The sequence below is a fragment of the Bacillus sp. FJAT-27245 genome, from assembly GCF_001273955.1.
GTDB lineage: Bacteria > Bacillota > Bacilli > Bacillales > Cytobacillaceae > Bacillus_D.
This window is the reverse complement of the sequence record NZ_LIGI01000001.1, coordinates 396,663-409,516: the sequence shown is the minus strand read 5'-3', so window position 1 is coordinate 409,516 and position 12,854 is coordinate 396,663. Positions and strand designations below refer to the sequence as shown.

General features: G+C 42.7%; 8 protein-coding genes. All 8 read right to left on the bottom strand.

Annotated elements, in window-relative coordinates:
* Positions 1 to 234: 234 nt before the first annotated feature.
* The 8 genes from ADU24_RS01920 to ADU24_RS01885 all read right to left on the bottom strand — a co-directional run bounded on the left by ADU24_RS01920 (position 235) and on the right by ADU24_RS01885 (position 12,743).
* On the bottom strand, positions 235 to 1,419 hold the full coding sequence (locus ADU24_RS01920) for a hypothetical protein (RefSeq protein ID WP_053365051.1): 1,185 nt from the start codon (positions 1,417 to 1,419) through the stop codon (positions 235 to 237).
* 148 nt (positions 1,420 to 1,567) lie between these two features.
* Positions 1,568 to 2,752: an HD-GYP domain-containing protein gene (locus tag ADU24_RS01915; protein ID WP_053365050.1), complete on the bottom strand. Its 1,185-nt coding sequence runs from the start codon at positions 2,750 to 2,752 to the stop codon at positions 1,568 to 1,570.
* 190 nt (positions 2,753 to 2,942) lie between these two features.
* A complete protein-coding gene (locus ADU24_RS01910; protein ID WP_053365049.1) occupies positions 2,943 to 4,172 on the bottom strand; it encodes an ATP-binding protein in 1,230 nt (409 codons plus the stop codon).
* 206 nt (positions 4,173 to 4,378) lie between these two features.
* Positions 4,379 to 5,788 carry an amino acid permease gene (locus ADU24_RS01905; RefSeq protein WP_053365048.1) on the bottom strand — a complete coding sequence of 470 codons (1,410 nt, stop codon included), beginning with the start codon at positions 5,786 to 5,788 and terminating at the stop codon, positions 4,379 to 4,381.
* Positions 5,789 to 6,039: 251 nt separating this feature from the next.
* Complete coding sequence (locus ADU24_RS01900; RefSeq protein WP_053365047.1) at positions 6,040 to 7,338, bottom strand: ATP-binding protein; 1,299 nt, start codon at positions 7,336 to 7,338, stop codon at positions 6,040 to 6,042.
* Between the two features lie 188 nt (positions 7,339 to 7,526).
* Positions 7,527 to 8,987, bottom strand: coding sequence for an alanine/glycine:cation symporter family protein (locus tag ADU24_RS01895; RefSeq protein ID WP_156324490.1), 1,461 nt, complete (start codon positions 8,985 to 8,987; stop codon positions 7,527 to 7,529).
* Positions 8,988 to 9,205: 218 nt separating this feature from the next.
* The gene (locus tag ADU24_RS01890) at positions 9,206 to 11,020 is read right to left on the bottom strand and encodes an ABC transporter ATP-binding protein (RefSeq protein WP_053365045.1); all 1,815 of its coding nucleotides are present in this window, start codon (positions 11,018 to 11,020) and stop codon (positions 9,206 to 9,208) included.
* Positions 11,001 to 12,743: an ABC transporter ATP-binding protein gene (locus ADU24_RS01885; protein ID WP_053365044.1), complete on the bottom strand. Its 1,743-nt coding sequence runs from the start codon at positions 12,741 to 12,743 to the stop codon at positions 11,001 to 11,003. Before ADU24_RS01885 ends, ADU24_RS01890 begins: the two co-directional genes overlap by 20 nt.
* Positions 12,744 to 12,854: the final 111 nt, after the last annotated feature.

Genomic DNA, 12,854 nt, shown 5'->3' with positions numbered 1-12,854 from the left:
AGTTCCTCCTTAAAAAATCGCACATTCTTTTGTTACTCCCATTGTAAGAAAAACCGGCTCTCCATCTGAATAAGGGGATTCCCCCATCCTCGGGGGGAAATCCCCTTAGTTCCTACGAATCTGACAAAGATTAGACACAAAGGGGCGATTAAGGGGCAATATCGCTGACACACTGGCATCTTCATGGCACAAAAAAAACCATTCCGGCTCATAATCCGAAATGGCATAAATCACTTATTCTTTTTTGAGTCGGTACTTTTTGTTCCAGGAGTAGAGGAGGAGGCTCAACCCTGTCAGTGTTTGAATCAAAACAATCGACCCATCAAAGAAAGGTTGTGAGAATATTGGGCTGCCGAGCCTTTCAATGGAACGGCTCATTGTCATGATAATCTGTGGGACGGAGTAGAAAGCAAAGACCATAATGGTTAAAATCACTCCCAGGAAGTAGATGACACTATACCACTTAATCGTCCTTTTCTCATCCTCATAGGCAGTCTCCCCCGCCTTTCTTGCTTCTTTTTTAAAAAAGCTTTTTATGTAGTGATGAGCATTTTCCATAAGGTTATAACTACCAGATATATTCTCAATCATGTAATATAAATCGGTTTTCATATAGACTCCACACTGGAAGATAAAGCGGATAAATATATCTATTACCACAATCCTCATGATTGCTAGAAGTAATTCGGGGGCTTTTGGATAAAAATATTGAGTTGATAAGGCTATTGCAAGAATTGTCATATCAAAACAAAGGCCGCCTAGATAGAGAACATTACGTTTTCCTGAGGGAAGCTTCCACGCACCCTCCATATTGGTCTCTAGTACCAAAAACATTAGCCTATGCCCTATACTTAAGCGAGTCGGTAAATCATTGGACCGCATGGCTAAAACATGCCCAATTTCATGAATGATTAAGAGCGTCATTCCTATTGCAATCCAAAGCAGAACATTCAGCGACATCCAAGAAAACACAAAATAATCCTTATAATTTGGAAAAAGATCCGGTTTCACAATGAAATAAAAAATATTCAATAGGAAAAGAAGTCCAAACAAGATGTAACTCCCTCGATTGAATGCCATTTTACCAACCCAAGCTGGAATCCATGTGAAACCGAGGTTTTCCTTCTTATCTATTTGTATAGAAATTTCTTCTCCGTCAACCTTACTAACCAAACCAAGCCCTATTAGCTGATTTACAAAATCCAAAATGTTGATATCTTCGTTTGGGTATTCCGCTCTTAATTGCAGTTCTATATCTACTAGAGGATATCCCTGATTAATCATCTTTATTGCATCAATAGCCGGGCTAGGCATCTCGTAGAATTCACCGCTGTACTCATCTTCAACTATGAAGTTTTTTTTATCTCTTCTTATAATGACAGGTCTTAGTTCCATCCTTGTGTATATATTAATTTTCATTTTTTCACCTTTAGAAATTAAATAAGAGGATACATAGCGAAATATGCATCCTCCTCTTCACATATTATAACCAGAAACACCACCAGCAAGGTATAGCTGTAGCCTTAACCTTTTTCAACTTGCGAATTTTCATATTCTCACCTCCCTTTTAAACTATATTTAAGTTTGAAAACTTTCCAACTGGTTTGGAATTGTACTCTTTATGAATCTCTTTCCAAGTAGGATAGATTTTTTCAAATACCTCCACCAACTCAGGATCAAATTGGGTACCTTTTCCTTCTAGGATCCTTTCGTAAGCTTCCTCAACCGACAAAGCTGCCCTATATGACCTGGAACTGGTCATCGCATCAAACGCATCAGCAATTGCAGTTATTCTAGCTAAATATGGTATTTCAAGTCCCTTCAGTTGATCAGGATACCCTTTGCCATCCCATCGTTCATGATGTGAACGGATAACAGAAATGCTTCCTTGAAGACCATCTACATTAGAAACGGCCCTTTCACCCACTTCTGGATGAGATTTGATAATTTCGTATTCCTCTCTTGTAAGTGCACTCGGTTTCATTAAAATATGGTCTGGAATATGCACTTTTCCTATATCGTGAAGTAGACAGGCATAATTAAAAGTCTTAAGTTCGTCTTTTGAGAATTTCCCCAATTCCTTTGCCATTAATAATGCATAGTTTGCTACTCTCTCACTATGGCCTCGAGTATATGGGTCTTTAAGTTCCAGTGTTGAAATAACTCCTTTAACTATTCCCACAAGTTGTTGGTCATAAGAGGTTTTTACAGCATTTACATAAGACTGAAATCTATTTAATAGTATATAAGATAAAACAGCCAATACTCCAATCAGCATCAATGCAAAAAAGGCGTTCGGAGCTTGAATAACAATCCCCGCTATAAGGTATTTAGCCATTAACCCCAAAAGAACGAGAATAAAAAAAGGAGTACTCACAAAAATCGGGGCTAATAATAACCAAAACACTTCCACGGGGTTTCCGCTTTTAAAAAGCTCTGGGCTTCCCACAAATGTTACAATATCATTTATTAAGCTTAATAATGTGTAAGTAATAAAGTATACATATTTAACCAAATAGGCCTTATTCTGTTTGATTAAATAAATTGCAATTGGAATCAATGCGAACAAAAATATATAAATCCAATACCCTAAAACAGAAGAAATAAAGTCCCCGTCAGATGATATATATTTTGGAACAACCAAGTCATAAAAAAGATCAAAGGATAGCGAAATTATATAAAATAGAGCGATAAACCACTTTAAGGATCTCTGTTCCTCATTCAGTAAAGTTTGGTAAATAGGTTTCTGCATGTATATACCTCGCAAGTAAAAGTCCATTTCCTAGTTCGATTACTAATATCTAGTTTTTTTGCCATTTTATAAGATATCTCATACATTATAAAACAATTTCTACTATCAATACATACCTCTTATGGATTAATTATGTATAATGATAGAAATTTTCTTAAAAATGCGTAGTTTTTTATAAAAAAATGTCCTTTTATTGTAACTTCGGAAATAAGATGTCAATTTTTGTTCCTGTATATAACTTACTTTCTATTTCAATTTTCCCMCCATGATCTTCCACAATTTGATTTGTTACCATAAGTCCCAAGCCGGTACCGTCCTTTTTTGTTGTAAAAAAAGGATCGCATAGCTTCCTTATGTGTTCTTCTGGTATCCCAAATCCTTCATCTGCGACAGACAGGATGATTTGTTTTTCATCAAACGATTTAAGAGAAATTTTAATTGTTCCTTCTTCGGGCATTGATTCAATTGAATTTTTAACCAAATTGATGATAACCTGCTTAAGTTGCTTTTCATCGCCATTTATTAAGGCGGGATTTGCATCGAATTCCTTAATAAATGTAATCCTTGTTCCCCTTGCAAATTGCATGGCAATTGAAAGGCCATAATCAACTATTCCCTTTAAGTCAATTTTTGCAAATGGGGAGTTTTTTGGTTTCCCCAAAATCATCAGGTCGTCTACGATTGTAGTCAGCCTGTCAATTTCCTGATTCATGATCAGAGAGTAATCCTTTTGGTTCGATGACTCTTGCTGGAGCTGAATAAATCCTTTCAATGCTGTTAAAGGATTCCGAATTTCATGCGCAATCCCTGTAGCCATCTGTCCAATTCCAACCAGCTTTTCATTTTGCCTTAATTCTTCATATACTTCTGTAATGGCATTTAAATATGATGAATATCGATTCAATATAATATAGGTTATAAAAGATACAACCATGTATAGAGCTATTGGTACAAATGCCTCCGTGGTTTGAAGAACCAATCCCAAGAACAAATATTTAATCATTGTCATAATGGAAACGACCCAGAAAAATCTTTTATTCACATAAATTGGAATAAGCAAAATGAATACAAGCTCAACAAAATTCGAGCTTAAAATGTTATTGGGAGAGTTCAGATAAGAATAAACTATATAGTTAAAGTCAACAATTGAAAAACAAATAAAAAACAAATATTTTACTAAAAAAGGAGAATACTTTTTAATCCAGTATATTGATAATGGAAGCAACCCCAAAACAATCAAATAGTACCATTCAACCTCCAAAGGATTTATCAAATAATGGGCTGAAGATTTGGTTCCCCTATAAGCAAGGAATAAAAATAGGTCCACTCCAATAAAAGTAGGATAAAAGAGATAGAAAAAAATCTTAAGCGCCTTTACTTCTTCTGAAACCATTCTCTCGTCTTGCAATTTTTCGGTCATTGGTTGTCTCCCTTAAATTAAAACTTTATCCCTCCTTTATATTACCACCTTTTCCAGCAAAATTAATTGCATATTTTAAAAAAACCCCAAAATTCGTCATTTTTCGCATTTCATTCGGTTAGACGCTAGGGATATTCAATAAGTCACATGTACGCAAAAAAAAAGAGGCCCAATTTCAGGCCTCTTTCATGCTTGTTCAACCGAAGTTACTCTCGGCCGCTTGGGTTGGAATTATTTAATACCGAATGCTTTTTGCCATAGATAAAATAAACAACAAGCCCGATTGCCAGCCAGGTCAGGAACCCTTTCCAGGTAGCCGCCGGGAGCCGGGTGGCAAGGTAGCCGCAGAACAGGAACGCCATGATCGGAATGGCCGGCACGAAAGGTACACGGAAGCCTTTTCCGGTTGGCACGTGATGTTTGCGGAGATACAGAATGCCAATTGACACAGTCATAAAGGCAAACAATGTCCCGATGTTAACCAGTTCGGCAAGCCTGTTCAGCGGGACAACCCCAGCGAATATAGCAACCATCACGAATGTAATCCAGGAGTTAACGACCGGTGTTTGTTTCTTTTTGTCAACTTTTGAAAAGACCTTTGGAAGAAGCCCGTCCCTTGATATAGCGTAGAAAAGGCGGGTCTGTCCGTACAGCATGACCAGGAGAACGGTTGTAATGCCTGTAATGGCACCAACAGAAATGAAGCCGGCCACCCAATCCTGATGGATATAGTTCAGGGCAAATGCGACTGGATTTTTTACGTTCAATTGATCATAAGGAACAATTCCGGTCAAAATAAGCGAAACGACAATATATAAGACCGTACATACAAGCAAGGAAACAATAATTCCAATTGGCATATTCCGCTGCGGATTTTTTACTTCTTCCGCTGCAGTCGAAACCGCATCAAAGCCAATGTAGGCAAAAAACACAGTAGCCGCGCCCGTTGTCACCCCGGAAAAACCGAATGGCATGAACGGGGTCCAGTTCGCCGGCTCGACATACCATGCGCCTACGGCAATAAACAGCAGAATGACAGCCAGTTTAATGAACACCATTATGGCATTGAAACGTGCGGACTTCTTGGCTCCCTGTGTCAAAAGCAAGGTAATCAGCAACAGGATAAAAATAGCCGGTACATCTATATATGTTCCTTTCGCAGGGTCGTATGCGCTTGAAATGGCGGTTGGAATATGAATGCCGAATCCTGCCAGCAATCCTTGGAAATACCCGGACCATCCGCTCGCGACTGCCGATGATGCCAGTCCATATTCCAATATTAAAACCCAGCCAAGAATCCAGGCGATAAGTTCGCCGAATGCCGCGTAACTATATGTGTACGCACTTCCGGATACCGGTACGGTTGAGGCGAATTCAGCATAGCAGAGCGCGGCAAACACACAGGCAAGCCCCGATAAGATAAACGAAATGATAAGTGCTGGCCCGGCATGGGTAGCAGCCGCCACTCCTGTCAGTACAAAGATGCCCGTGCCAATGATCGCACCGATGCCAAGCATGGATAAATCAAAGGCTCCCAGGTCCTTTTTAAGCTTGATTTCTTTTTTTCCAGCTTCCAATAGTAGCTGTTCAATTGATTTCTTTCGAAATAAACTCATGATGTCCCCCTCGGTGAACGTTAGGAATTTTCTGAAATTAATTCCCAAGAAAAAGTCATAAAGCCATATTATAACCATTTCACTATCAATTCAATAATTTCCGAAAAATAATTTAAGATAAATTCTTACCAAAACTTCCAATAGCTTTCCTGTTTATCAATGTTCTCCGTGCCATCCCATCCCTTAATTCCTTATATTCACATAATAAAAAGGTTTTCACCTAAACGGCAAAAACCTTTTTAAAATCGTTTTTATTTTGCTACTTCCAATCTCGACTGGGGTTGGAGGGAGCAGCTCTTTTTGCTTATTGGCATAAGCAACGTCACCTTTGTCCCCTTTTCCAATTCACTTGAATAAAAGGCACGCCCGCCCATTTCATTGATGATCCGTAAAGAAACGCAAGTCCCCAGGCCGGTCCCTCTCTCCTTTGTCGTATAAAAAAGTGTACCAATCCTGGAAAGCTGTTCTTTTGTCATTCCCCTGCCATTATCGATAATTTCAATAACCGCCTGGCCATCTTTACCATAAAGCCTGACGGAGACCAAACCTCCGTCCTGAGTGGCTTCGATGGCATTTTTCACAAGGTTGACTATTGCTTGTTTCAGCTGGTTCCGGTCTGTGGCAATTTTCAGAAGGTCTTTTGACAGCCTCCCCCCCAGTGCAACTCCTCCTTTGGCGGCGAGAGGGTTAAGGAGGGCAATGATTTCCGAGAGTACTTCATGGTAGCAGCATTCTTCAATTTTATGAAACTGCGGCTTTGCAAAATTCAGGTAATCGCTAAGGATCATTTCGGCGCGCCCCACTTCACTTAAGGCAAGGGTAAGATATTCATGGTTTTTGCCGGTTTCATTTTGGTGCATAAGCTGCATAAACCCCTTTACAACCGTAAGAGGATTCCTTACCTCGTGGGCAAAAGAGGCGGCTAGTTCTCCCATCGTGTTTAGTTTCTCGCTTCTTAAAATATCGTCCCTCATTTTTTCCCTCTCAATAATCTCCTCAATCAATCTCGCGGCAAAGCCAATCCCCACAATACTGATGACTCCAAACAAGAGGATATCCGTTGAAAAAATCAAGTCCTTATCCAAAGGTTTCCCGGCAAGAGCCCGGAAAGTCGCAAACATGCCAAAACAAAAGAAAATGGACCAACCACTCCCAAGGACAGCCAGTTTTATCCGTTTTGAAGGAGTGTATGACCAAAACTTTTTATACCAGAAGATTGCGAAAACCACCGTAGCGATGCTTGTGAAATAACTGTAAATAACAGCTTCGCCGCCAATAAAGGTCCTCGTAATAAGAATGACGACGAACACAATCAAGCCCGCTCCCGGCCCGCCATAGAGGAGGGCAAGTACAAAAGGGACAAACCGCAAATCCCAATGAAATCCTTCAAAATTATATGAAAACACAACACATAAAAAAGCTGCGCCAGCCTGGAATACGCCAAAAATTAAACTATTATTCTCCAGGCGCCTGTTTTCAGGCAGTAGGCTGAACAGGAGTACAGGGGCCAAAATCAGCAGAGCCTGAAGAAGAAGCTTTTCCTCGATCATCTTATACACCCAATTTCCCAATTGACTATTTCTGTTATATTTATTTTACGACAAATCTCTAGCCAATCCTTCATTTACTCCCTATTTTTCGTCCGACAATTACTTAGCAATTCCCCTAAAAAACGACATATGGGCTTCATCCAGGCACGAAAAAACGGGATGCATGGCATCCCGTTCAAATAACCAACCTATGAAACTTTTTCAGTTTCTGTCGAGTTGTAACCATCTTCCCAATACTCGGCGTTTTTGATGCCAAGCTTCTTGGAGTTGAATACAGGGTCAAGCCCGGCTTTTTTCTGGGCCTCGTAATCCTTCAGCGCCATCAGTGCCGGCTTGGCCAGAATCACTACGGCAATCAGGTTGAGCCATACCATGATGCCGAGGCCGACGTCCCCGAGCGCCCAGGCAAGGTTTGCGGTTTTAACTGCACCATAAAATGTTGAGGCCATTAAAACAATTTTCAGCACAAACATCGGCCATTTGCTGCTCATGCCCCTTGTCAGGTAGGCAATGTTCGTTTCCGCGATATAGTAGTATGCCATAATCGTAGTAAAGGCAAAAAAGAACAGGGCAACCGCAACAAATCCTGCGCCAAAACCAGGCAATGCCGTATCAACAGCCGCCTGTGTAAAGCCCGGGCCTGCTTCGACTCCCGGCAGTTTTTCCATAATAAATGTCTTACCATCCGTTCCAAATGTGTTGTACATGCCTGTAAAAAGAATCATGAAAGCTGTGGCCGAGCAAACGAATAACGTATCAATGTAAACCGAGAAAGCTTGGACAAGCCCCTGCTTTGCCGGGTGGGATACTTCGGCAGCACCTGCTGCGTGCGCGCCTGTCCCCTGTCCAGCTTCGTTGGAATAAATCCCGCGCTTAACGCCCCATTGGATTGCCAATCCAAGCAGCGCTCCAAACGCCGCATCCGCGCCGAACGCGCTTCTGAATATCAATGAGAAAACAGCTGGTACTTCTGTAAAATTAATTGCGACAATGTAAAGGGATACAAGAATGTAGCCGAGCGCCATAAAAGGAACCACATAAGAGGCTACCATTGAAATCCTTTTTACTCCCCCAAAAATGATTGCACCAAGAATAATTACAATGATTGCCCCTGTAATTGCCCTGTCCACTTTAAAAGCATTTTCGATTCCGATTGCAATGGAATTGGATTGGATTCCCGGCATCAGGAAGCTCATGGCTGCCAGAGCGGAAATTGCGAACAGGATTCCGTACCATTTCATCCCCATGCCCTTTTCGATGTAATAAGCCGGCCCCCCGCGGTACTCCCCGTCCTGCTTAACCTTGTATATCTGCGCGAGTGTCGATTCAACGAACGCCGTTCCGGCACCGATGAATGCAATCGCCCACATCCAGAATACCGCTCCAGGCCCGCCCATAGCGATGGCTGTTGCAGTTCCCGCAATATTCCCTGTTCCTACACGTCCGGACAAAGCAAGAGATAGCGCCTGAAACGATGAAACCCCCGCATCCGAGCTCTTCCCTTTGAACATCAGTACTACCATGTCTTTTATATGCCTGACTTGAAGAAAGCGAGTACGCAATGAAAAGTATAGCCCCACCCCTAGGCAAAATACGATCATTGGTGTACTCCATAGCCAACCACTTAACGCGTTAACAAAATCGTTCACAAACATCCCCCTCGCGTGTTTCTGAATTGTTGTTTCTTTCTGAATTATAAAATAATATTATGGCTTAAACAACTATTTTTGTCACACTATTTGAAATAATCTAATAGTATTTTTCGACTAATATGGCAAACTCTTGATTTGTATGTATTTTTAAAGGATTCTAAGGCATAAAATGAAAGCAAAAAAACAGAAGGCTGACGGTTAAATGAGCCGCCAGCCTAGTTTCGATTATTATTCAGTTCATAATAAAATCCTTTATTCCGCAAAAGGGACTCATGGTTCCCTTCCTCGATGATCTCCCCGTTTTGAAGGACTATAATTTTATCCGCATTTCGGATTGTGTTTAAACGGTGGGCAATAACAAAGCTGGTCCTTCCCTCCATTAGCCTTCCAAGCGCATCCTGGATTTTCAATTCTGTAATCGTATCGATTGAACTTGTCGCTTCATCCAAAATTAAAATGGACGGATCGGCCAGTATCGCCCTGGCAATTGATAAGAGCTGTTTTTGTCCCTGCGAAATCCCGCTTCCATCTTGTTTCAGGACGGTATGATAACCCTCCGGCATTTTCTCGATGAAAGAATGCGCATTGGCCATTTTCGCAGCTTCAACTACTTCCTCATCGGTCGCATCAAGCCTTCCATAGCGGATATTTTCCAAAATCGGCCCTTCGAACAGGAAGGAATCCTGGAGCACAAAGCCCATATGGCTGCGGAGGCTTTTTCTTTTAACAGAGGATGTATCTTGCCCATCAATCAGTATCACTCCGCTATCAGGGTCATAGAAACGTGATAGCAGATTGATGATCGTTGATTTTCCGGCACCCGTCGGGCCAACCAGCGCGACCATTTCCCCGGGATGGACCAGGAATGAAACATCCCTGATTGTATTCCCTTCTTTTTCATATGAAAAAGAAACATTACGGAATTCCACCTTGCCCTTTACTTCTTCCAGTTCAATGGCACCGGATTCATCGGTCGATTCGGCATCTTCATCCAAAATTTCAAATACCCGTTCCGCACCCGCGACGGCGGATAGGAGCGTGTTGAACTGGTTCGCCAAATCGTTCAAGGGCCTTGTAAACTGGCGGGAATACTCGGCAAAGATAATGATAACGCCAATGGTAATCATTTTATTCAAAGCGAAAATTCCGCCGATTGCCGCAATAATCGTAAAGCTGACATTGTTCAGGACATTCATGAGTTTCGGAATGAACCCGGAAAAGGTTTGCGCCCAAAAGCCCGACTGCCTTAACCTGCGATTTTTTTCAAGGAAAGCTTCAATGGCTTTCTGCTCCTGCGAAAAGGTTTTGACAATACGCTGGCCGGAAATTGTCTCCTCAATGTATCCATTAATTTCTCCAAGGTTCCGTTGTTGTTCTTTGAATAAGATCCCCGTCCGGTTCGTAATCCATTTCATGCCAAGGAACATAAGCGGGACAATAATTAGCGAGATCAGCGTCAATAGCGGGCTCAGCCAAACCATGACGGAGATTGTTCCGACAAGCATGAGGACGCTTGAAAAAATCTGGATGACCGAACTGTTCAGTGTCGCGCTGACGTTTTCAATGTCGTTCGTCACACGGCTCATCAGCTCACCCGATTGCCTTTTGTCAAAAAAGGAGATTGGCAGCCTGTGAAGGTGGCTGAACAAATCTGTTCTAAGCCTAGATACGGTATCCTGTGCAATCCCGATCATCAGATAGCCCTGCAGGAAACTTGAGAGTGAAAACAATAGATAGACCCCGAGGATTCCAGCAAGCAAAAGCGGAAGCCCCGCTGTTTCCTTCGTAACAATATAGTGGTCAACGGTCCTCCCTATGAGTATCGGTCCGAGAAGGGATAGTCCGGTGCTAAGGATGACGAGGAACAGGACGAGTGTGATGCCGCCTTTTTTTACAGACAGATAGTCCCATAATCGTTTAATCGTGCCCGCCCAGTTTTTTGCCTTAGCCTTTTTCTTGGGCTCAGGTGCTCCTTTTGCCTTTAGGACCGGCTTCGGATACATAAAAGGCCTAGTTAATACCTTCAGCATATAATCTGTTCTCCTCTTCAAGCTGGGTTTCGTAAATTCTTCTGTAAAGCGGCTCTGTCCTCATTAGCATCGCGTGGGTCCCGGCCGCCTTAATCTTTCCGTCCTCAAGCAAAAGGATGGAATCGGCGCTCATCGCGGTGGAAATTTTTTGTGTAATAATCAGGGTTGTGCATTTGTATTTTTTCAAGGCCTTCAAAAGATTGGCTTCAGTCTTCAGATCCAGTGCGCTAGTACTGTCGTCAAGAAGAAGGATTTTTGGCTTCCTGACAAGAGCCCTGGCAATTGAAATCCGCTGCTTCTGGCCGCCTGACAGGTTAACACCTTTTTGGCCGATCCTCGACTGGTAGCCCTCCGGGAAGTTTTCGATGGACTCGTGGATCTGGGCATTCATTGCGGCCTCGGTAATCTCTTGTTCAGTGGCGTTTTCCTTGCCCCAGGAGATGTTTTCCGCAACCGTTCCTGTAAAAAGAAGGACATCCTGCGGCACATAGCCGATTTGCCTTCTCAGTGTTTCCAGCTTCATTTTGCGGATATCCATTCCATCAATCAGGATTTCACCATCCGTCACATCATAGAGCCGGGGAATCAACTGGAATAAAGAAGTCTTGCCCGAACCTGTGGCGCCGAGGATGGCTACAGTAGAACCAGCCTTGGCCGTAAACGATACATGTTCAAGAACCGGCGTATTCGTTCCCGGGTACCGGAATGAAACGGATTTGAATTCAATTTTCCCATTAGGAACAGCCTTTTCTTTGTACGGCAATGGAGCATCCACGAGGTCAACCTCCGTATCAAACACTTCGGCAATCCTCTGCCCCGATGCCCTTGCCCTTGAAAAAATCATGATAATCATTGAAACAATTGAAAGGGCCGATGTAATCCTCGTTCCATAGTTGATGATTGCGACGACTTCCCCTACCTTTATTTTGCCGGCGCTGACTTCAAAGCTGCCAAACCAAAGCACGGCAAGGATTCCCGCATTCATGGCCAGCATGAGCACAGGGGTCGAGTATTCAATCAGCCTGAAAGCGGAAACGGTTTTTTCCTTGAGGTGGCCATTTGCTTCTTTAAATCGGCCAATCTCGTGCCTGCCGCGTAAAAAAGCTTTGATAAGCCTCATCGCGGTCAGGTTTTCCCTTAGTACCGAATTGACCCGGTCAAGATTTTTTTGCATCATCAGGAAATAGCCGCGCGCTTTCGTCATCGCCCATGCGAGGAAAACGATGAGGAATGGCGTGACACCGGCAAGGATCAAACCAAGTTTCAGATCGACCACCATTGCCATCACAAGCCCGCCGATTATGAGGAGCGGAGCCCGGAGCATGATCCTCAAACTCATAAACACCGTATTTTGGATCATCGTTACATCATTCGTCATCCTCGTGACAAGGGATGACGTTGAAAACCGGTCAAAATTTGCGAAGGAGAAAGATTGGACTTTTTCAAAAAGTGCCTTCCGCACATCATAGCCAAAGCTTTGGCTGGCATGGCCCGCGTAAAATGAATTAAGGATTCCCGCCGCAAATGCAAGCGCCGAAACCCCGAGCATGATTGCCCCGCCCTGCAGGACGAGGTTCAAATCCTTTTTCATGACGCCTTCATCAATGATTCTTGCCATCAGCAATGGCTGCCACAGCTCGACGATCAATTCGACGAGCATTAGGACTAGCGCGATTGCCATATGGATTCGGTATGGTTTTAGAAAAGAAAAGATTTTTGACACCGTCTGCCACCTGCCTGAATGGATATATCCCAAGCTGCGGTACCGGAGGCCAGTACCTTTGCAATACTTCGGAAATCTAAATATTCTTGCAAATCAATCATACTGCTTTTT